This window comes from Candidatus Seongchinamella marina (assembly GCF_026262685.1).
In the GTDB taxonomy this organism is placed as follows: domain Bacteria; phylum Pseudomonadota; class Gammaproteobacteria; order Pseudomonadales; family Halieaceae; genus Halioglobus; species Halioglobus marinus.
Map to the genome: position 1 here is coordinate 105,658 of NZ_SHNP01000001.1, position 21,946 is coordinate 127,603.

The window sequence follows — 21,946 nt, forward strand, 5'->3', positions numbered from 1 at the left end:
AGATTAACGTCAGGGGAGACAGTAATAGTGGCTTCATTTAAGTAAGCACACTTTATCGCTCCAGATCGGCTTGTTTTACCACCTCGGTTTGCGGCGTCTCTACTTCACCCTCCGCCAGGAAGAAGCGCCAGAACACCAGTCCAAAGGCATTGCCCTCTGTATCCAGCCAGTTCGATACGCCGGGGTCAGTGTGAGCCAGCACCATACGGAAGCTACCATCTTCGTTCAACTCGGTCTGAGCTCGGTTCAGCGCCACGCTGCGACTGCGATAGTCGAAGGTCTGCTGGAAGCGATTCCATAGACAGACATTGGCGAAGCGGCAATCTGGCCACCGCCCGGTTATGACCAATGCCTCATCTGGCCCTAATAGGAAAGGTGCCATTGAGTAGTGCGCATCCGCTGCAGCCAGACCGTGCTCTCCAGGCAGCTGTGGTTGGGGGAAACAGTTAGGGGTAATGGACATAAAGTTCGGCATCTCACCGCTGGACAGCAATGGCATGTTCAGAGTGCGACTGCGCACCACGTTACATACACGACGAATGCCATCGGCAATGCTGACATCGTCCGCCGGTGGAAGCGATGCCGCCGCACTGGTGCAACTGATGGCCATGCGCGGCTCCAACTCAGGGTCAGTTGCCGCAGGCGCCGCCTGCTCGAAGTAATGCCGGGTGGTAATCCGTGAAGCGCCCTCCGGTAAAGCCAACCAGTTGCGCGACTGGGTCTCGCCGCCCAGGAAGATGCTGAAGCGGCCGTCTGCGTCGATATCGATCTGCGTATCGTTGATCGCACCGCAGGTTTCGGCAATGCGATCGCCATCGGCGTTTTTCTCGATGGTCATGGAAAAATAAATAGCGCCGTTCATCTGTCCGTCGACGCGGTAGCTATAATCCGGTGCAACAGGGGCATCAAAGTAGATGGCGTCCGGATTGTCACCGGTCAGCTTGCGGCTAGGGGTCACGATACGTCGGAAGTCCGGCATTTGCGCATCTTTGTCAAAATAACCGACCAGCGCTGCTTCTAATATGTGCATCAGGGCCCGATGAGATCCCGCCACATCTTGCACCGAAGCCAGATTGCGCTCCTCAGTGCACCAGTGTTCATCGACTTCCTGCAACAGGGCGATCAACTCGCGAAGTGCCACTCTGCTCTGGGTTTCAATTGTCATTTGCCAGTACCTCACTGGGTATTTGATAGGAAGATTGGTAGGCAGCAAAGCGCTCACGCTCAGCGCTTAGGTCGAGCCCGGATTCAGCCAGGCTGTAAGTGTGCTTGCCGTGACGCTCACTCTCCCTGCCGTTATCTAAAAAGCCCTGCATCATCGCAGCCTTGTCATGACTGAGCTCTAGGCCGAAGTATTCGTAAATGCGCCGCACGGCGGCCACTTCCCCTTTGCGGAACTCGGCGAATTGCACGTCGATAACACGATCGCTAGCCAATAGCCCTCGCTGGCGAGCAGACATGGTGCGCTCTGTGCCGAAGTGCAGCAGATCCGCATAGGCACGGGTGGTTCTCACCAGGTCGCGATCATTCGAACCCAAACCACGCAGGGTGGATACCAGGCTGCCGATAGACATGGCCACCTTCAACGGATCGCGATGGGTCTGCACAACCCTGGCATCAGGGTATTCGCGCAGCATGTCGTCGATATTCCACAGGTACTGCGGAGACTTGAGCACCCAGGTATCTCCCGGACACTTCCATTGCAGCAATTGAAGCCAGCGACGGTGATTCTTGAAGACCTCAGTCATGTCTTCGGCTACCAGCCATTGCTGATATCGATCCACCCTAAACTGCACATCGAAAATCATCGAGACAAAATCGTAGGCAAAGAGGGCCACACACTCCTGTGGCAGCTCTGCACCCATGGGGTGCATGTTGCGAAAGTCTGGCAACAACTGGTCTACCCGGGCCAGTTCCTCCTCGCATTGGCGAATACGTGGATCGCTGCGATAGCTTGCTGTCTCCGGTGGAGGGAATGGGTAGGCTACCTCCCAACTCAGGGGTGCACGGAATTGCGGGTCCAGTGCCATTAGCTCATGCAGGCTGGTAGTACCTGTTCGGGGCATGCCCAGGATGAAAATCGGCGCTTTGATTTCCTGCTCTGCAATTTCCGGGTGGCGCTTGAATATATCGATAAATTGCAGCCGGTTGACCAGCAATCGCAAGATGTCCTGGCGGGCCATTAGTCGGCCCAGAGCGGTCAGTTGCGCATCTTCTTCCAGGGACCGGCACAGCCGCGCCAGAGGTCCGCGAAAGTAGTCTGAACCGAAGTCGTTGAGCCCGGCCTGTTTTGCTGCATGGGCTATCAGGGCTTCGGGTTGCAGCGACAGCAGGCGCGCACCTAGTGGGCCAGTGATCGAGAATCCGGCGTTCATCAGTCGCACGGGCAGGGGTAGTGGGGCGTTAGCGATACTCATGCTCCTAATATTGCCCTTCAGTCGATTGGCATACAAGGCCAGAGCAGTCGTTTGATGCGCAAGGTTCTGGTCACTGCAAACCCGAGGTGTTGATTTGTCGAAACCCAATAGGGCAATCAACAATCTACTCGCGAATCGCACACCCTATAATACAGCCCTGAGTTCAGGTACCGGTCCCTGAAACGAATCCTCGTTATCGGAGCGAATCACAAGATTTCCTTCAAATAGCTCGATAACCAGTTTTTCCGGTGTCGTGTATTCCACCAGCTTCCACAGGTCGGGAATCGTGGGCTGGTCGCTGACCCGGTTCGCGTTGCGGCCGATACGAAAGTACACATCACCCGACGGAGCCACCAGCAACACCAGGATGCTCCCGGCGTTATAGGTAATCTCGTGATATTTGCGCACGCTGGTCACCATCAATAACCCGTCCTCGTCCAGGGGAGCTGACTGCTCCACAACGGTAGCCACATGCAACCAGGGAAAGCCGAAAAGTTGTTCTACGAGGAAGTCACCCTCTTTCAATCCATCGGGTGAGCGCAGGAAGCGATTGGAATCTGGACCATCAACTCCCGCCTCGCGCGGTGTATTCTTTATCCAGCCATCAGGTAGCTCAAGTGCAGCGAATTCCTCTCCGGTGATTGCTGGACTAACCCAGGCACGGAAAGTCCCATCCGGTTGCGGCTCCAGAATCTCGAACCCCCTGGGTCCCTCTTCTTCGGGTTCTGGCTCAGGCTCGCTCAGATTAAGTGGGTTATCTTGCATAAACAGCACCACATACGCCGCCATTTCTTCACCCACTTCTTCCTGAATAAAATGGCCCGCTTCATAGCGCGTATGGGGTTGCCCCTGGGCACCGGGCACATGGGCAATCCACTTATTCTGGTTTGCGACCGAGCCTAGATAGCGATCGTTGTCTCCGCCTATGAAAAGGAAAGGCCGCTCAAAAAGTCCCAGCGCCTCATAGGCGGGAAAGTTCGCCTGTCCGAACCCTGCGACCATGGAGGGGAATGCGCGTATGCCACCCCAATAGATTCGTGCCGGGAACGGGGCGTTATAGGAGTCGTACTCTGCCTGCGTTAAATTGTTGCCGATCGAGAGGTCGACCATATCCGCGGCAAACAGATGCGGAGCTGTAGCGGCGAAATCTACCCAATACTGGAAACCCGTTACCCGGTCGGTGGGGCGCAAGGACAAATGTTCGGCGGTGCCTTCAATCGTTTCGTCAAACTCGAATACAGGTACCGTGAAGGGATTGAACCCATCGGGGATTAGCGCCAAATCACCGTTGGCGACCACGATACGAGCGAACTTATCAGGGTCGTCGCCCGCCATGCGCAGGCCAATCAAGCTACCCCAGTCTTGTACGAAGAGCGTAATATCGGTGAGATCCAACTCGCTGACGAAAGACTTCATCCACGCTACATGCTGCTCATACTGGTGCACACGAGGGTCCACCGGCTTGTCGGATCGCCCCATGCCAATATGGTCCGGGGCGACAACCCGATAACCGGCCTCCACCAGCACCGGAATCATCTTACGGTAGAGGTAGGACCAAGTGGGCTGGCCGTGCAGCAGCAGTATCACCTCACCGTCACGAGGCCCCTCGTCCACGAAGTGGTAACGCAGGCCGTCCACCTCCACATAGTTAGGGCTGAAGGGATAATCGTCTAAATAGTCGAAACATGCATCCGGCGTGCGCACGAATTCGATATTACCTGCGGTGGTATTCACCGCGATATCTTCTTCGGGAAGCTTACATAAATCCTGCGCCTGCACCGCCTCCTCAACACTAACGCGCTGATTGTCTGAGCCGTCACTACAGCCCGCCAGCATCACAAGGAGTAGAAAGCCAGATAAGGCCAATATTTTTTTTGATTGAAAAATATCTACTCTCCAGTATCTGTGACTCGGGTCGCATCCAGGCACGCCTGTCCAGCAGACACTGCCAAAGTTGCGAGATAATTTTCCTTTTCGTTATTGCCCGACTATAATTCTGGGGTGTGTGATAACCGAAAAGGACCCTAATACAGCATAATCCCAAGGTGGATGTTGGGGAAGAGTCAAATGTATAGAGACATTACTCGGCGTGGCTTACTACGCAACGCATTGATCGCTACTAGTGGGTTCGCGTTGGGAGGAGTCGCCGGTAGCCACGTTTACGCAGCGCCAACGAGCTATAAAGGCAAGTTACTTGTTACCTTGCAATTAAATGGTGGGGCAGACGTTACCTGCTTTTGCGACCCCAAGGAAAATACCCCCGGCGAGCCTGACATCAATCATTGGGCGGATACAGCAGGGACAATGACAAAGGGCAAGATTTCTTACGCACCGTTTGCCCAAAACCAGAAGTTTTTCAATAAGTACTACAAGCAGATGATGGTCGTTAATGGAGTGGATGCCCAGACCAACTCCCATTCTACGGGCATCTTATACAACTGGAGCGGTCGCAACGCGGTGGGTGCTCCTTCCATTACAGCGCTACACGCGGCCAAACGCTCCCCTCAGCACGCCATGGGTTACACCACCTTTGGTGGTTACAGCCAGACCGGCAACCTGCTTCGTTTCACTCGGGTCAACGATCTCAACGGAATTCGCTCGCTGCTCAACCCAACAGTGAATCCATGGGATGGGGGAAATGCTCGTCCGACAAATGAAACCAGGCTGGTGGAAAGTTACGTTGACGACAGCCTAAAGCAGCTTAAGTCGTCTGGTTTATCACCACGCCAAATGGCCACTGTTGAGGCTTATACCCAGGCGCGAAATTCTCGTCAGGGTCTGGCGAACCTGTTTGATATCATGCCTAGCGCCGACGATATGGTGCCAGACGATTATGTGGCAACACCCATGGGATGGAGTTCCGATCTCAAACGTCGCATGCAGGGCGCCCTGCTGATTTTTAAAGCAGGCCTGGGTTCCGCCGCAGATCTGGAACTCGGGGGCTTTGACTCCCACGATGCAAACGACAGCTGGCAGGACCCACTGCTTAGCCATACGACCGAGGCCATCGACTTTTTCTGGTCCTATGCCCAAGAGCTGGGCCTCGCAAATCGCATTACCCTGCTCATCGGCTCTGATTTTGGTCGCACCAATTTTTATAACGATGCTGACGGTAAGGACCACTGGCCGATTGGCTCATATATCGTGATGGAGAAAAACCCGGTCTGGGGAAACCGGGTCGTGGGCCATACCGATGAACTACACAACGCCCTTAAAGTAAATCCCAAGACCTTGAGGCCTGATCAATTCAAGGGTGTCAACATCCTGCCTTCCCATGTGCATTTGGCCCTGCGCCAATATCTCGGGCTCGAAGGCTTTGCTAATGAAGCCGGGTTCCGGCTGGACGTGGAATCATTGCCCCTGTTTGACCGCAGCAGGAGCACAATATGAAAACTATGGTCGAGCGAGTTCTAAAGTCGAGTCACCTGCCTGGTTTGGCAAGAACAAGACAGGTGCCGATAATGGCGCTATGCGCTTTGCTATGGACTATGACCGTCAGTGCCCAGGATGGCGAGGCATTTTTTGCCAGTGATGTTTCCCCGCATGTGGAACCCTGCTTCGCTTGCCACCTGAATGGTGGAGTTGCAGACAACAGTGGGGCGCGGCTGGTTTTCCGGGACGGCGCCGACAGCTTCAATTACAACGCAATGGCTGACTTTTATGCCCATTCGGATGTGGATCAGGGGCTGATACTTGCCAAGATTTCTGGAGGCGCTGGCCACGGTGGTGCCCAGATCCATGCAAGCGGCTCAAGCGGTTACAAGGCCATCGAGAAGCTGCTGGATATTATCAGTGGGAACAACAACTCGGGGGGCGATTCTGTTGATCAGGATTTCTGGCGGGGGCTTGTATTAGAGTCCAGGGAGCGCACTTTGCGCCGAGCGGCCATCATGTTGGCGGGGAAGCTGCCTACAGCAGGCCAACTAAAAAATGTGGCCAAGAGTGAAGTAAACCTGCGTGCCGCTTTATTACGGTTCATGAAGGGAGCTCAGTTTCACGATTTTCTGATCACGGGCGCCAATGACCGGATTCATACAGATGGGTTTAATAATGGGATGAACTTTGAATTCGGCTTTGAAGGCGTCTATCAAGAAGCAAACCTGGCGCGGAATCTGGAGCGCTGTGAATGGGGGCCCGACGTTTCTCGACAGCAGCAGATACAACAGGCCCGCAGTCTTAGCGAGTGTAACTATCGGGAGGCGGTTTACGATTACGGTGTCATTCGCGAACCCCTGGAGTTAATTGCTCACGTGGTCGAGCGAAACCTGCCTTACAAGCAGATCTTGACCGGTAATTACACGATGGCCAATCGTTACACCGCAAATATATATGGGGCTAAAAAACTGTTTTCACCGGTAAACCCTGAGGAAGAATACGACCCTTCCGCAGCTGTAAAGTATAAAAAAGTGAGAGATAAAGGGCAGGCTGATTTTTCGGGTGACTTTGAGAGTCAGTGCGACGAATCAGGCTGTTGGGTGAAAAAAGTTGACGGTACTATCAGTCGGCCGCATGCAGGGGTATTAACGACACATGCATGGTTGGCTCGCTACCCAACGACAGATACCAATCGCAATCGGGCACGGGCACGTTGGACGCTCTATCACTTTCTGGGGATCGATATCGAGAGGTCGGCCCCCCGGACCCAGGACCCAGATGCGTTGACCGATACCAACAACCCCACTATGAATAATGCGGCCTGTACTGTGTGCCATGAGCGGATGGACCCAGTCGCTGGCGCCTACCAGAACTTCAGTGAGTTCGGTAAGTATCGGGATAGCGGCAGCGACTCACTGGCCGATGCTTATAAGTTTCCGGAGTGGTTCGGCGGCGACCCTGATGATACGCCCTATCAGCAGGGCGATGTCTGGTACCGCGATATGCGTCAGCCAGGAATAAATGGTAAGACCACTGACAAGAAACACGGCAGTGCGGCGTGGTTGGGACAACAGATAGTCAATGACCCCCGTTTCGCTAAAGCGACAGTCGCATTCTGGTGGCCAGCCATTATGGGCGCTAACCCTTTGATAGCACCGGGATCCACAACCGATGTTGACTATCAGCAACAGCTTAATGCTTACAATGCCCAGCAGGAGCTGATGGATGAACTGGCGCAAAAGTTTCGTTCAAATAATTTTAAAGCGAAGCAACTTTTTGCCGATATGATCATGTCACCCTGGTTCAGAGCAGAAGGCTTTGACAGTGAAGATCTCAATGAGCGCATGGTTGAACTGGCTAGTGTCGGTAGCGGCCGCCTGCTATCTCCTGAAGAATTAGATCGCAAGGCGTTTGCTATTTTTGGCACACGCTGGAACGAACGTAGTTCTCAGATGGTTAGCGGTTCTATATCGGGAGATTGGACTCAACTTCGATATGGAGACGAACGAATCGCCTACGGCGGCATTGATTCGTTCGGTGTCACTGAGCGCGCTCGCGAATTGACTGCGTTAATGTCGAATGTTGCCGATCGCCAGGCGGTTGAGTTTGCCTGTCGGGTGGCCGTCTGGGATTTCAACCGAAATGTGCTCAAGGCCATCCGCAATGACTGCAGCACAGACGACTGGTGGGAGTTCGATTGGAATCGCAAAGTCTGTCAACTACAACCGCCAGAGCCTCGTCCTGCGCTGTTTAACAGGGTCTCTAAAACGACAACGCCGAGTGAGGCAAACCGTGCAAAGATCGAGACCCAGATCGTGCTGCTTTACGACAAGATGCTGGGCCGGGAGATTTCCCGCAATGCTCTCGAGGTCAAGCAGCTTTATGATCTACTGGAATCTCGGTATCAAGAAAGCAAGGATCAGGGTTGGGTGGACAACCCTTGTTGGCTGGGTAGTGAAAAATACGATTCCCTGAGCTGGGAGCAGAGAAATGACCCGCAGGGCATGGTGGCAGCATGGTCCGGCGTCGTGCGGGCGCTAATGAATCACTATTGGTATCTCCATGACTAGTTCAACGATGCCCCCAGGCTAACTACTTGGCGGGATGCAGCTGAGCGTGCTTCATCATTAGATATGCGCTTCAATTCCTTTGCCGCCTTTGACTTAAGTTAACAGCCCACCCGCTCAGATGACTACCTGGACTGTGCTTTTACCCGGCCAATTTTGCCCGAACAGCTATTTCACAAGCCGCCCGTCTCGCTTATCATAGGTCGCCTTGGGAGGGGTATTTAAGTCCCCTCGGCAGGCTCTGTAACACAATCAGAGCCGTTGCCCTTATCGTTCTCTTGGAAGAAAAGTAGATGCCCAACCGTTTTCTAATGCCTGTCATGCTGTCAGTCGCAGCAGTCGTCACGCCAGGTTCGATACAACTGGCCTCCGCTGAGGAGGCCGCGTGCGCATCACCGGCGGTGCCTATTGAAGCTGAAGAATATACACCACTGACATCGGACAATTACGCGAGGACGGAGACCCAGCAGATTTTTGCGGGAGCGTATATCCAGAAGATTGCGCAGGCGACCGGCTATAGCGGTATGGAGGTGCTGATGCCCGAACGGGTTCCCTCTGACCCCAATCACAAAGCCTTCGCTCGGGCAAACTTCGGATTCTTTTGCGATGGTTGATAATTGTCAGACCGTATTACTGAACGAGGGGCTTCCCGTCGCCTCGATCTCGGAGCAGCAGCGCCTGGTGTTTCCTACCGCGGAGGACCTCGATCGCGCGTGGGCTCTCGGTGTCTTTTACCTGGAGATTCCCGACGCTCTGCACCTCGACGGCGCCCGTCAATTCGGGCGCGAACTGCTCGACGAGGATAGTGCTTATCGCAGGATTCCTAAGTATGGCGAACTGGAGGGCTTCATCGCTCTTGATAATAACCAACAAACCAAGTTGGCCCTATGCCGCCATCATTGGGATCAACACTATCCCGCAGAGGTTGCCCAGTTTGGCCGCCAACTCGATGACATTGGCGTCGCCATTATTCGTGAGGTGTTTCACCAGTCGGGCATTCCCGAGCCCTTCTGGAGTCGCGCTTCAGGGGGCTACGCCTCGGGTGCGGGCACTGCGTTTCTGAACTTCGTCCACTACGACACCCGCCATACCGATCTGGGACTGCGCCCCCATACAGACTACGGTTTCGTCACGATCCTTGATGCCACCGCTCCGGGCTTGCAGATTGAAGTGGCCGGCACGTTTGAGGATGTGCCGGTACTACCCGGCCACTTAGTCATCAACTTTGGTGAAGCGCTGCATTTCATCACGGCACACTCTGAGCGCAGTGTGGGTGCCGCAGTGCATCGGGTACTGAGCCAGCAAGCGAACCATCCTATTCGCCACGGTATTGTTTATTTCGCCAATCCGGACCTCGATGGCATGTTGTGGCAGTTCGATGCTGGGGGTGCGGTCAAGGGGAGCTCCTCGGTGCAAGACCTGTTCGCACGCCTGGAAAAAAACCTCACCGAGTAACCTCAGTCTTCATGAAGTTTTCTTGTTGCGCGCTACCACCATGCGTGCAGCTCAATTTTTGACTGTCACCAACGCCGGGCTGTTGATCGATGCCGGCCATCATTTTCGCCCAAGCCTTGTCAGCAATATCCTCGAACGCCCCGGAAAACAGATCCTCTCGACTCGGAAAGCAGCACTGCAGCGTGGCCATTCGAATGCCAGCGGCCTCGGAAGTGTTACCCATGTGTCAGGGCTTAACGCCAGTACCCAGCGATAGGTAAAAAGGGTGTAGACTGCACCTTCATTTTTATAACAGAGTAGAAAGTGGACAATAACGTGAAAATTTCTACGCCTTCGAGTGTCTCAGACATACTGCTGAAGGATGAACAAGAAGTTATCGAGCGCATTTTTAATCATATTGATAATGGCACCACGGATCTCGGTGATACTGTCTGGCAGGAGCCAGTGGAGCACTATCGTTCCCAACAGAGATTTGCTGACGAAATCGCTTTACTGCGGCGCCTCCCAGTGCCTTTCTGTCCGTCTGCCGCCTTGCCGAAGAGCGGCAGTTACTTGGCAAGAAAAGCGGCTGGCACACCGCTGTTGATCGTCAGGGACGCAGCGGGTGTGGTGCATGCTTTCATCAACGCCTGTCGGCACCGCGGCATGCAGGTTGCTAATGGCAGTGGCTGTGAGAGTGCTTTCAGTTGCCCTTATCATGGATGGACCTATAACCTTGATGGCAAGATTAAAGGAATTCCGGGGAGGGCGGGCTTTCCTGATTTGGATCCCGAAGAACATGGCCTGGTCGAGGTGAGTGCTTTTGAGAAAGGAGGCATTGTTTATGTGGCACAGGTAGGGTCCATAAGCCCAGAGTTCAAGAACAGCTGTCTTGACTACTTTGCGCCAGAACAGGAGATGTTTGAAGAAGACGGTTTTATTGATCAAGCAAATTGGAAGTTACTCAATGAAACGGCCCAAGAGGGCTATCACATCAAGTCTCTGCACCGGAACTCGTTTTATCCTTACGGCTTAGACAATACTAATCTGGTCGACACGTACGGGGCAAACTCGCGCATTATTTTTCCCTTCCGGCGCATCGAAAAGCTCAGAGATATTGCGCCGCATGAGCGCCGTATTGATGGTGCTGTGACTACCGTCTACCACCTGTTCCCTAATGTCAGCGTGTCTGTGCTGTCCAAACATACAAACCTGGTTATTCTTGAACCACTCGCCCCGGGGCTTACGCAATGGGTGATCTACCGCATGATTAATCGACAAACTGATGAGCATCCGATTACATTGGAAGAAGCTGTGCGGGACGCCCGATTTGTGAATGACTCAGGGCAAGACGAGGATCGGGAAGCGGCGTGTGCGATACAGGAGACAGTGACTACCAGCGCCAATACGCATTTGACCTTTGGGCACTATGAAAAGGCGATCGTCAATTTTCATCAGCACCTGGCGAAAAATCTGGACAAATAGGCACCTGCCGCGGGTAACTCACTACCGGCTAGTCTAAAACTGCCAGTGCAGGCTTCTCCGGCTAAAAACCCAGCAACCGTGCATAGCGGTCGCGGTGGTAGGACCGGTTACCGTAACTGGCTTCCAGCGCACGGGCGCGCTTCAGGTAGAGGCCCGCGTCAAACTCATCGGTCATACCAATGCCGCCGTGCATCTGAATCAGTTCATTAGTCATATCGTAAAGAAACTGTCCTGCCCTGCACTTTGCCAGCGATGCAAGTTCAGCGCTGTTGTCTGCGTCGGTATCAATCGCCTGCAGAGCTGCCTCTACACACGAGCGTGTCTGCTCCATGGCGGAGAACAGTCCGGCCGCGCGGTGACCCAGTCCCTGGAATGAACCAATAACCGAGCCAAACTGCTCTCGTGTTTTCAGATAATCCAGCGTCATATCAAAAGCCTGTGAGGCTGTACCCAGCATCTCGGCCGCAATACCAGCCCGGGCTCTATCGAGAACCTGCTGCAACAAGGGCAAACCCCCACCCAGGCGCCCCAGTAACGTATCGGCGTCGACATGGACGTCGTCAAGCTGAATGTTGGCGTAATCGCGACTGTCCAATACGTTGAGCGGCGTGCGCGATACACCGACGCTGTCAGCGGGCAGGAGGAACAAGCTAATCCCATCGTTTTCACCGGGAGTGCCCGCTGTGCGCGCCGCAACGACAAAGTGCGTGGCTGCGCTTCCCTCCGCGACACTGGCCTTGGAGCCCGCCAGAGTAAAGCCTCCTTTACTCGCGCGCGCTTCAAGTGCGGTGTTTTCTGGTCGGTGATGCGTGCCCTCGTCAACCGCCAAAGTCAGGATAGCGGTCCCATCGATAATCTTTGGCAACATTGCGCCTTGCTGCTCAGCGCTGCCGCCCAATAGCATTGCGCTGGCGCCGGCCAGTGCAGAGGGCAGCAATGGTGAGGCCGTCAGTTGGCGACCCAACTGCTCCAGCACCAGGCCAAAGGTAAGCATACCGAGATCTGAGCCTCCATATTCTTCCGGCACCAGGATCCCCGTCCAGCCCATCTCGATCATTGCGCCCCAGGTCGCCTGCTCAAAGCCGGCGTTACCACCGGCATCACGCAATGCACGGAATTGACTTACTGGAGATTCTTTCAGCGCCCAGGCACTAGCCTGTTCGCGAATGAGCGCTTGTTCTTCTGTGAATGCAGCCATGATTAACCCTTTTGTGTAGTTTCCGGCAGGCCGAGAATATTCTTGGCGATGATGTTTTTCTGCACTTCATAGGAGCCACCGTAAATCGACATGGCCTTGGTACCCAGCCACTCCCTCACGGAGTGCAACTCCCCGCCGGAGAATTCGGCGCCCTCCCAGCCCAGCCCCTGGTTACCCATAATCTCCAGCAGTAGCTCGGAGCGATCCTGGGCAACGTCGGTGGCTGAATTCTTCAGAATGGACGCAGTCGCTGACACCTCGACGTTTCCGCCCTTGGCTTCGGCCATAATACGGCCGATAGTTAACGTATGAGCCGCCGCATCCATCAGGTGATCGGCCAATCGAGAGCGTAAGTCACTGTCGGCCAGGGTACCGTCAGGCCCCAATCCAATATAGTTGCGCGCCAGATCCTGCAGCGGCTCGACCTTATTGCTGGTGGGCGGTGCGGACGTCTGGCTAGCGCGCTCATGCTGCAAGAGGCGCTTGATCACGCTCCAGCCATCGTTGAGCTCACCTAACATGTCGTCAGCACCGGCTTGCGCGCTGTTGAAAAAGGTTTCGCAAAATGGTGACTCACCCGCGATCAAACGGATGGGCCGGGTCTCAATCGACGTCTGATCCATCGGTAACATCAGGAAGCTAATACCGTTCCGCTTGGCCGCGTCGGGGTCGGTCCGCACCAGGGCGCCGCACCACTGGCTTTTGTCGGCTCCTGATGTCCAGGTTTTCTGACCATTGAGAATCCAATGATCGCCCTCCTGCACGGCGCGGGTCGCCAGCGAGGCGAGATCGGACCCCGCGTTCGGCTCGGAAAGCCCGAGGCACCAGCGCACTGCCCCGCTGGCCATGCCGGGGAGATGGCGCGTTTTTTGTTCCTCCGTTCCATATTCCATAAGCGTGGGGCCAACCATTGTTACCCCCATTCCAGCGAGAAAAGGTATAGGGTTCATACTGCCTGCGGCATGAATTTCCCTAGCTATAATTTTCGCCTCAGCGCCAGCAAGACCGGCGCCACCGTACTCTTCAGGCCAGGTCGGAGCGCCCCAACCTTGTTCCGCCAGCCGCCGGCGCCAGAGCTCAAACGCCTCCAGAATTTCCGGTTCTAGTGAGCTGGGACCATACATACCAATGTCTACGCCCTTTAAAGCCTCTGGCAGGTTATCTGCCACCCAAGCCTTCACGCTTGTCGCGAAACCATCACTCATTCGCTTTCTCCTAATAATCTGAGGTCAGTCTTTTCAATCATTCTATACGAGGTGTCCCATGTGTCCCGATAAGTGTATACGCGCCGCGTGCCACCTCCGTTCAGTCGTTTCGACGATATTCATAACGTTTGAACAGCGGGCGGTCATCCGCCACGCCGTCTTTGCGTGCAGGAAGCGAATCAACAACCCCAATACAGTGAACAAACTTGGTGGATTAACAAGCGCGAACTTGTCCAGATCAGCAGCTAGTCGACAAAAACTGCGAGAGTGCCTCCCCTCAACAGGGCTTTTATGGTGGTTATACTTTAAATGATGAGTACTTGTTGTAGATCATCAATTGTCGCTCCAGTTCTGGTGCGCGCTGGGTATCTTTATCATATGGCCTCAATGTGAGGCAAAATGAGAGATTGGTCACAGAACAATGCCGTTTTCACTCCCACAGATCAGAGAATTACGATAAAATTTCAAGCAATAAAAATATTGTCAGAGAAGGCGTAGTAGTGATCAGAGCCAGAATAGCAGTACTTTGTGCAGTGTCAGTGGCGTTCCTACTGGTTTCTTTATCGGCGCTCGGCAAAGGGCAGTTGACCCGAGTCGGAGAAATAAACGTTACTTATAACCCGACCAGCCCCCCGGCGGAGCTGAGCTCGTTTCAGGTCCTCGCTACTTTCAAGGGAAGCGGACACGGGCAACCTTGCACGATACGAAATCTCACAGCTAGCATAGGAGGAAATACGCGCTCGGCGTCGCCGACGAGCGCTACTGTACACGTACCGGATTCAACCCCCAGGTTTCGCTTTGATTTTCCCGGATTTCCTGCTGGGACCGATGTCACCCCGACATTCTCGTATACAGCTACAAGCAGGAATGGTAGCGATTGCTCGTGCGTAGAAAGAAATAGTTGTATCGTACTTCCGGGGGGGCCACCGATAATACCTGACACGGCTAAACCTAACCTCACGATCACGAAAGAAGTAGTAAGCCCATTGGCAGGAGAGGTTGTACCGGGCCAGACTGTGCAATATCGGTTGCAGATCGAAAATATTGGTAATGCTACCGCCTCTAACGTTACGGTGAGCGATAATCTTGACTCGCGGTTGCTGTTTGAGGGGTCCGATAAACAAACATCAACTGCCCCCGCGGTGGGAAGCTCGGGCGCTGTTGAATGGTCGATCAACTCCCTGGCGGCAAATGCCGACTACTCAATTACGGTGACCGTTTCGGTTGACACCGGCGCCGTTGCCGGACAGGTTGATAACATCGCGACTACTTCCGTTAGCATTGGAGGCTCCAATGTCGTCACACAGAGCAATGTGGTGTCCGTCAACGTTAATCGAGAGCCAAAGGTTGTTCTAGGAAAAACGATTAACGATAAGGTTAGCACGCGGAAAACTGTACTCACCGGAAGCGCCGTTACTTACAATATAAGATACGACAATGTTGGATTTGCCAGCGCTGGCAGCGTTGTTATTACCGATCGATTACCCGATGAACTCATTGGGACTCCTTCTTTTAGCCCCGCTGCGTCCTGGGACCCCTTGCAAAGGCTGGTCACGTGGACACTGGTTGATGTTGCTCCGGACGATCCGCCGGGGTACGTGGCTGTGTCCGCGCAAATTGATCCTGGTACCACATCGCCGGGTTTTGGGAATACGGCCAACACATCGTGGTCTTCAGCGTCAGGTAGTGGTTCGAGTTCGAGTAACGATACTTACGTAGACCTGCAAAAAGAGCCATTCTTTAAGCTTTCAAAACGTATTCTGGGGCAAACGACGGTGGCGCCGGGTGACGTGGTTCAATATCAGATAGACTTTGAAAATATCGGTGCGACAACTGCTGCCCAGACAACGATCGTTGATTCAGTGCCAACTGGTTTGACGCCGGTGCCTAATAGTTTTACTGGTAGCTTTGATGCATCAAAGATGACGATAACCTGGACGCTGGGCGATGTGGACCCTGGTCAGCCAGGTTCATTCACCTACAACGTCACCGTCGATACAGGAACGCTGCCCGGCGATCTGGCGAATATCGCAGTTATAGATGCAGACAACCTGCCCGCACCCTTTGTGGCTTCTGCACAAGCCAAGATCAACGTGCTCGGGCTTGTTGACTTGGAAATAAGCAAAACACTCGACAAGAGCAGTCAGAATTATGTCGTCGATGGCGATCGAGTGACTTATCGAATTCAGGTTAGAAACCGCGGTAATGTTACTGCTACAAAAGTCGAAGTGCTAGACGATCTACCACCGGGCCTTTTATATGAAAGCTCGTCTCCGAAAGGTGCCGGGGCCGGCAGTAGCTGGGCTGTTGATCTACCAGACATTGATGCCGGAGGCAGTTCAGCTATTGTGTCCGTGACAGCTCGTGTCGATGGGTCACAGCTCCAAGATGGAGAGATTGTTGCCAACGTAGCTCGCACGCAGGCAACCGACCAGCAAAATAATAATTACAGTGCTACCAGCCCGACTGTCAGGGTCACTTATAATGCGCCGCCTACGATTTCGATAGAAAAATCTGCATTGCCTCCTCAGTCTGTGCCGGTTTTTCAGAATGATGTTATTGACTATACGATAACGGCCACGCTGGAAACGATTGTTGGAGTCAGCGACTTACAAGTCATTGATTTTCTACCCCCAGAACTCGAGTTTGTCAGTAGCTCGATACAACCCGAATCGGTGAATGCTGCACCAAATGGCGGCACACTGATTGTTTGGCCAAAAGAAGCGCTTCTTGTGGGTCAGGCGCAATACAGTTTTCAGGCAAAAGTAAAAGCGACAACACCACCCGGCACATCGGTATTTAATATTGGCGGTGCTTTGTACGATGTTGACAGATTGGATCTCGATTTTACCAACCACTATACGTCGGATGCCGCGGTCGCATTGACGAAGTCACTCCGACCCGACCAGCAACAGATCGTTCCCGGAGAAACACTTGTTTACAATATTGTAATAGAGAACACGGGAAAGATTGACCTCACAGATCTGCGGCTTATAGATACACTGCCCGAAGATACCACTTACAACACGGCATCCAAGCCGAATGCTGCGTCGATAAACGGCAAAGTTCTGGAATGGAATTTTCCAGTTTTAAACCCTGGAAAGTCGATAAATGTGCAGCTACTGGTTGACACGAGCTCGGTACTTGTCGGCACAACTTTGTTAAACACTGTGCAAATCTTAACAAATGAAGGGCAACCGAGAACAGCCTCAGCAAGCACTGTGGTGAGAGCTGCACCGGCATTGCGGGTTACGAAGACGGTAGACAACGCCGTGGCGCACCCCGGGGAAGAAGTAAACTATACGATTGAGTACTCGAATATCGGCGATGGCAACGCACTCGATGTCGAACTGAGGGACAACTTCCCCAGCGAGCTTGAATTCGTCAGTGCTAGCGGTGGCGCTATCGGGCCAGATGCCAAAGGGAATATTGTCTGGAAACTCGGAAATCTGAATGCCAAAACAGGGCCCTTTGTTCAGGTCGTTAAGGCACGGGTTCGTCCCGGCAGTTATTTGCCGGCGGTCAAAGTTCCGAACCTAGTCAGCCTTGAGTCTCAAAAGGACTCCACCACGGATTCGGCACAAGTGACGATTGTCGATCTTCCCGATTTTTCGATCAGTAAACAGGTAGCGGGAGGAACGACGAGCGTTTTTGGACATGCGGCACCCGGAGATGTGCTCCACTACACTCTGGATTTGACAAAAACGGGCTCGGCAGCAACAGACGTTTTGGTTGCAGATCTCTTACCCAATCAAGTCACATATGTCGACGGCAGTAGCACACCACCCATCGATACAACGCTTAGCGATATTTCTGCAGGATTGCTTGTCTGGGATGTTGGATCATTGTCTGAGGGAAACAAGCAGGGTGTCTTTACTTTTAATGCGAAGTTAGACGCCGTCATCGATAACGGGACGAAACTTTACAATCGCGCGGGCATGCAGTCTGCTGAGCGGGGCGCAATCTACTCAGCCCCTGTGCTGACGATTATTGATAGTGCACCTGTGCTTGATGTGAGAAAGACAGCGAGCACAGCAACGCTATACTCGCCAGCCCCCGGACAGGGTGAGAACGCCGGTAACATTACCTATACTATAGAAATCGAAAACCTCGGTGATTCAGTCGCCTCGAATGTTGTCATAACAGATACGCTTCCGGACGAGCTGGTTATTGATGCTGGCAGCACTTCGGGTTCGGTGACAGGGTCCGGGCAGACGGTAGAGTGGTCAGTGGGCAATCTTGATCCTAAAGTTCCGGTTACAGTCATAGTCAGTGCCAAGGTCAAAGAGGGATTGCCCGGTAACACTGTGCTGCGGAACGTGGCACAGGCAACTACGGATACGCCAGGTGTCGGTAATGCCGTTTCAAATGAGGTCGTGGTAACCGTCAGTGGTGAGGCGATATTTGAGCTCAAGAAGACGGCCTCCGACGATATTGTGCTACCCAATCAGCAATTCGTTTATACACTTAGCTACACCAATGTGGGTACGGACAGTAGCGGCCCCATTACTATCGAAGACTCGCTCCCGGGCGGCGTGATATTTGTTGACGCTTCTGATGGAGGCGCTAGTCAGGCTCCAGCGGCACCATTGTTGAAGCCCGGTCTTCTCCAGTGGGTCAATTTGCCGTCGTTGGCTCAAGGCGCGACCAACACGCTTCAGGTTACTGTGCGTGTTAACGATGTTATCCCAGACGGCACCAAGCTACCGAACACAGCGGTACTGTACGAAACATTGACGCCGTCTAAGTCGGTACAATCACAGTTTGTTGGGGCGGTGCCAATAGTTTCCAGCGCGCCATTTCTTACAATCAATAAAACGAGTGATACAGGCGCTTATGTAGCGGCGGGCGGCAAGGTATCATTTGACATAGCGTATGAAAATTCCGGCGGTGATAGTGCGAACAACCCCGTCATTGTGGATGTACTGCCGCCCGGGCTTTCACTGGTAAGCGCCAGCGGCAATCCTAAAATATCTGGCGATGGCAGCATTATCACCTGGAGTGCAAGCTCCCTAGCCGCTAAAGATTCTGGCAACCTGAAGGTTGTTGCACGTGCTGATGTGTCCCTGCAGAACGGAAAGGATCTTACCAACAGTGCAAGCATCAGTTCGACAGAAACTCCGCGACCCGTCATTGATTCCGAAACAGTCAGCATACAGAACGCTGTGTTATCTATTAATAAAACTGTGAATAGCAAAACTGTAAATTCAGGCAATTCTGGTTCTGGGCAGCCCGGTGACCTGTTGGTTTATAGTATTGACTACGAAAATACGGGTGCAATAACTGCCAGTGACGTAGTTGTGGAAGATATCTTGCCGGGGGATGTCATTTTCGAATTTGCCACACCACAGCCTGATAGCGTTAAAGACCAGACGTTGAGTTGGAACATCGGTTCTCTGAAGAGCTCCGAATCGGGGTCTATCTTAATTCAGGCACGCGTCGGGAATGATTTGAGAGATGGAACAGAGCTCGTTAATTACGCCTCTGTCGATAGCAACAATACCGGGAAGATATTTGCCCAGCCTGCTAAAACCATGGTCGTAAGTTCGGCGCTGCTCACGATTGATAAGACAAGCGCAGTGAATCAGGTTTTACCAGGGCAAACGTTTTCCTACGAAATCACAGTGAAAAATGCCGGATCAGATGTCGCCGAAAATGTCGTCATTACTGACGTGCTTCCGCCTGACGTCGTATTCGTGGATGCGAGTGCCAACGGCCAACTGGTCGGCGATGCCGTGATCTGGGATATCGAGAAAGATTTCGGTCCGATGGGGCCAGATACGGACCTGTCTTTGCAGGTGAAAGTGCGTGCAAATGACGTGATCGCCGATGGCACCCCATTGTTGAACAGATCAGTGGTCTCAGGAAAGAAGCCCGATGGTACGATACTGCCAGAGGCAACGGCTACTTTGTTGGTACCGGTGATTAGCAACCCTGACTTGTTACTGATTTACAGCGTTGACAAACAGCTGGCGCAACCGGGCGACGCTCTGCTTTACACGCTGCAGGTCCGAAATGCTGGCAACGATATCGCCCTCAACCCAGCGGTATACGCAACCTTGCCGCCCAACTCGAGCCCTCAAACTATTAGCAACAACGGTAGGTTTGAGCAAGGCCAGGCAGTCTGGACTGCATCGGCATTGCCTCCGACAGGGTTTATTAACCTGCAGTTCAGCGTGTCGGTTGATGCAACGGTGGCTGACGGGGCGATAGAACCTTCACTTGCGGTGTTTACCGCCGATAATGCAGCTGCTCAAACGGATCAGGTCGAAACGATAATTACTGCTCAGCCTGCCTTGTTGGTGAGCAAGGTCGGGCCAAACAGCGTTGCTGTACCTAATGCGATAACCTACCAAATCGATTACTCAAATCTTGGTAATGGCGTGGCAGTTAATGGTGTGCTGGAGGATTTGATTCCTGTGGGAACTGCATTTGCAGGCGCCTCAGACGGCGGTACCGAGACGTTCGATGGGTCAGGGGTGGTGCGATGGGATCTCGGTGATGTGGCGGCCGGCTCCGGGGGTAGGGTCAGCGTGAGCATCGACACGCCGACGTCTGCGCTGGACGGTACCAAGCTGACTAATTTAGTGTCGTTTGATAGCGCAAATGGGTCCCGTGTCACAGACACCGCTGTCACGTACGAGCGGAGTCACACCGAACTGGAAGTCACCATAACAGCGAACTTTGATCCGGTGGCTCCCGGGGATAAACAGGTCTTCACCGTAACTTGGGCAAATACGGGAAATCAGAATACAACCGGTGCGCAGGTGACTGCCACAGTGCCTGCCGACACGCTGTTCGACTCTGCAACCGGGAGCTCCACGGCGCAAAACAACACGGTGGTGTGGGCTGTTGGAAGTTTGCCTGCCGGCGCCGCTGGCCAGGAGCAGTTCACGGTCGATGTTAGCGCATCCGGTTCGGGTGTTGCTCGTTCTGGAACACTGTTGAAAAGCGTCGCAGATATCACTGCTGATGAGGGTCTGCCCGACTCCGATGAGGCGCTGTTTGCAGTGACAGGTGATGATAATTGGCCCAATCCTTCGATCCCTGAGAGCATACCAACCTCTCACAGTAAGCTCTGGTTAATAATCCTAAGCTTGCTCATAATCCAACTCGCCTGGTTCCAATGGAGATTCAGGCGACCCTGCTGAGGGCCGATGGCGATACGATAGGTCACAGAACTGCCCAAGATCTGGGGCATGGCATCGGCATCTTCTGCAGGGTCGAGATTCAGCCTGCCTGTTGCACAGGATGTCGATCTGCAAATGCCGCTGTTATGGGCACTAAGAGAAAACCTCTTGCTGAGCGGCACAAAATTTAGCTCATCCGCCACGCCGTCTCTTTGCGCAGGAAGCGAATCAACAACCCTAATACAGTGAACGAACTTGGTGGATTAACAAGCGCTAACTTCTCCAGATACGCAAGTCCAGTTGTAAAAAATAGCGTGAGTGCCTGCCCCCATCAGGGGTTTTATGTTTTCTATACTGGAATTAATGACTAGCGATTATTGGTGGGTATCACGCCGCTGAAAAGTAGGCTTAGGCCTGCAATAACGTTAACTATACGCGCAACATTATTTCGCTGGTGCCGAGGTAGCAGACGTTTCCATGGCTACTGTCACTGCCTCTTTAGCCATCGCTATAAATGAATCTAAGGAACCAGAGTTGGTTCTGAATGATTCACCCTGAACCATCACCAGCCCCTCTCCAAGCAACTGATTGGTTTGACTATCGACAATCTTACTTTCCACCAGGAGTGTCGGTGTTTTTTGGGTTACACCACCAACATAAGCCGCTCCATTTATAGCCAGACCAATTGGAGTAAAGCTCCATGGTTTCAGGTTATCGGGTGAACTTTCCGCGCCAGTAATGCCCACAGAAAACCTTGCTACGCCACGCCCTGGCTCAGTCACAATTTTCACGTTACCTTTGCTAAGCACGGCTTTCTCCATCGAAGCTTGTAAAGCTTCTTTGGTTTGCTGAATTGTTTCTTGACTTACTGCCTTGGTGACGTATTGATTTAAATAAATAGGATCCAGAATGACGCCGGTATAGACCGCGGGATCAACGCTTGATTTTCGATACCGGTAAATGCGTACGTCGGGCACCGTCGTTGATACTGGGACAAGGATCGAATAGTTCGACAAAAAGCCAGATTCCGGAATCGCCTCACTCGCTAATTTAGAAGTGGTATTGCACGCCGTGAGCAGTGTTGTAAGACAGACTGCTGTTACGAATGCGGCTTTGGTTTTCATTAGCTTGCCCT

13 protein-coding genes are annotated in these 21,946 nt (G+C 53.2%); 6 read left to right on the forward strand and 7 right to left on the reverse strand.

Annotated features, from left to right (window positions below):
* Positions 1–52 precede the first annotated feature (52 nt).
* The 3 genes from EYC87_RS00375 to EYC87_RS00385 form a co-directional block, all read right to left on the reverse strand.
* Positions 53–1,165, reverse strand: coding sequence for a DUF1214 domain-containing protein (locus tag EYC87_RS00375; protein WP_279251104.1), 1,113 nt, complete (start codon positions 1,163–1,165; stop codon positions 53–55).
* Positions 1,155–2,417 (reverse strand): sulfotransferase family protein, encoded by a 1,263-nt coding sequence (locus tag EYC87_RS00380; RefSeq protein ID WP_279251105.1) that lies wholly within the window; start codon positions 2,415–2,417, stop codon positions 1,155–1,157. Before EYC87_RS00380 ends, EYC87_RS00375 begins: the two co-directional genes overlap by 11 nt.
* Positions 2,418–2,561: 144 nt before the next feature.
* Entirely contained in the window at positions 2,562–4,283 is a 1,722-nt protein-coding gene (locus tag EYC87_RS00385) for a haloalkane dehalogenase (protein WP_279251106.1), read from the reverse strand.
* 201 nt (positions 4,284–4,484) lie between these two features.
* Here EYC87_RS00385 and EYC87_RS00390 point away from each other — a divergent pair, with 201 nt between their 5' ends.
* The 4 genes from EYC87_RS00390 (at position 4,485) to EYC87_RS00405 (ending at position 9,814) form a co-directional block, all read left to right on the forward strand.
* Positions 4,485–5,807, forward strand: a complete 1,323-nt coding sequence (locus tag EYC87_RS00390; protein ID WP_279251107.1) for a DUF1501 domain-containing protein — start codon at positions 4,485–4,487, stop codon at positions 5,805–5,807.
* Positions 5,804–8,362 (forward strand): DUF1588 domain-containing protein, encoded by a 2,559-nt coding sequence (locus EYC87_RS00395; RefSeq protein ID WP_279251108.1) that lies wholly within the window; start codon positions 5,804–5,806, stop codon positions 8,360–8,362. Before EYC87_RS00390 ends, EYC87_RS00395 begins: the two co-directional genes overlap by 4 nt.
* Before the next feature lie 290 nt (positions 8,363–8,652).
* Positions 8,653–8,973, forward strand: coding sequence for a hypothetical protein (locus EYC87_RS00400; protein ID WP_279251109.1), 321 nt, complete (start codon positions 8,653–8,655; stop codon positions 8,971–8,973).
* Positions 8,966–9,814 (forward strand): 2OG-Fe(II) oxygenase family protein, encoded by an 849-nt coding sequence (locus EYC87_RS00405; RefSeq protein WP_279251110.1) that lies wholly within the window; start codon positions 8,966–8,968, stop codon positions 9,812–9,814. The genes EYC87_RS00400 and EYC87_RS00405 overlap by 8 nt, the downstream gene beginning before the upstream one ends.
* Here the strand turns inward: EYC87_RS00405 and EYC87_RS00410 are convergent.
* Positions 9,804–10,037, reverse strand: coding sequence for a TetR/AcrR family transcriptional regulator (locus EYC87_RS00410; protein WP_279251111.1), 234 nt, complete (start codon positions 10,035–10,037; stop codon positions 9,804–9,806). The two genes, EYC87_RS00405 and EYC87_RS00410, sit on opposite strands and share 11 nt — an antisense overlap.
* A gap of 92 nt (positions 10,038–10,129) precedes the next feature.
* On the opposite strand from EYC87_RS00410, the gene EYC87_RS00415 reads away from it, so the two are divergent.
* Positions 10,130–11,278 (forward strand): aromatic ring-hydroxylating oxygenase subunit alpha, encoded by a 1,149-nt coding sequence (locus tag EYC87_RS00415; protein WP_279251112.1) that lies wholly within the window; start codon positions 10,130–10,132, stop codon positions 11,276–11,278.
* A gap of 61 nt (positions 11,279–11,339) precedes the next feature.
* Here EYC87_RS00415 and EYC87_RS00420 read toward each other — a convergent pair whose 3' ends face one another.
* The gene (locus EYC87_RS00420) at positions 11,340–12,476 is read right to left on the reverse strand and encodes an acyl-CoA dehydrogenase family protein (protein ID WP_279251113.1); all 1,137 of its coding nucleotides are present in this window, start codon (positions 12,474–12,476) and stop codon (positions 11,340–11,342) included.
* Positions 12,477–12,478: 2 nt separating this feature from the next.
* The gene (locus EYC87_RS00425; RefSeq protein WP_279251114.1) at positions 12,479–13,681 is read right to left on the reverse strand and encodes an acyl-CoA dehydrogenase family protein; all 1,203 of its coding nucleotides are present in this window, start codon (positions 13,679–13,681) and stop codon (positions 12,479–12,481) included.
* 539 nt (positions 13,682–14,220) lie between these two features.
* Between EYC87_RS00425 and EYC87_RS00430 the strand changes: the two genes are divergently transcribed.
* The gene (locus EYC87_RS00430; RefSeq protein WP_279251885.1) at positions 14,221–20,832 is read left to right on the forward strand and encodes a DUF7507 domain-containing protein; all 6,612 of its coding nucleotides are present in this window, start codon (positions 14,221–14,223) and stop codon (positions 20,830–20,832) included.
* Between the two features lie 422 nt (positions 20,833–21,254).
* Here the strand turns inward: EYC87_RS00430 and EYC87_RS00435 are convergent, their stop codons facing one another.
* Complete coding sequence (locus EYC87_RS00435) at positions 21,255–21,935, reverse strand: DUF3313 domain-containing protein (protein WP_279251115.1); 681 nt, start codon at positions 21,933–21,935, stop codon at positions 21,255–21,257.
* Between the last annotated feature and the right edge of the window lie 11 nt (positions 21,936–21,946).

Excerpts from the sequence above, each read along its gene's own strand:
- EYC87_RS00375 (WP_279251104.1), bottom strand. The coding sequence starts at position 1,165 with ATGACAATTGAAACCCAGAGCAGAGTGGCACTTCGCGAGTTGATCGCC.
- EYC87_RS00380 (WP_279251105.1), bottom strand. The coding sequence starts at position 2,417 with ATGAGTATCGCTAACGCCCCACTACCCCTGCCCGTGCGACTGATGAAC.
- EYC87_RS00390 (WP_279251107.1), top strand. The coding sequence starts at position 4,485 with ATGTATAGAGACATTACTCGGCGTGGCTTACTACGCAACGCATTGATC.
- EYC87_RS00395 (WP_279251108.1), top strand. The coding sequence starts at position 5,804 with ATGAAAACTATGGTCGAGCGAGTTCTAAAGTCGAGTCACCTGCCTGGT.
- EYC87_RS00400 (WP_279251109.1), top strand. The coding sequence starts at position 8,653 with ATGCCCAACCGTTTTCTAATGCCTGTCATGCTGTCAGTCGCAGCAGTC.
- EYC87_RS00405 (WP_279251110.1), top strand. The coding sequence starts at position 8,966 with ATGGTTGATAATTGTCAGACCGTATTACTGAACGAGGGGCTTCCCGTC.
- EYC87_RS00410 (WP_279251111.1), bottom strand. The coding sequence starts at position 10,037 with ATGGGTAACACTTCCGAGGCCGCTGGCATTCGAATGGCCACGCTGCAG.
- EYC87_RS00420 (WP_279251113.1), bottom strand. The coding sequence starts at position 12,476 with ATGGCTGCATTCACAGAAGAACAAGCGCTCATTCGCGAACAGGCTAGT.
- EYC87_RS00425 (WP_279251114.1), bottom strand. The coding sequence starts at position 13,681 with ATGAGTGATGGTTTCGCGACAAGCGTGAAGGCTTGGGTGGCAGATAAC.
- EYC87_RS00435 (WP_279251115.1), bottom strand. The coding sequence starts at position 21,935 with ATGAAAACCAAAGCCGCATTCGTAACAGCAGTCTGTCTTACAACACTG.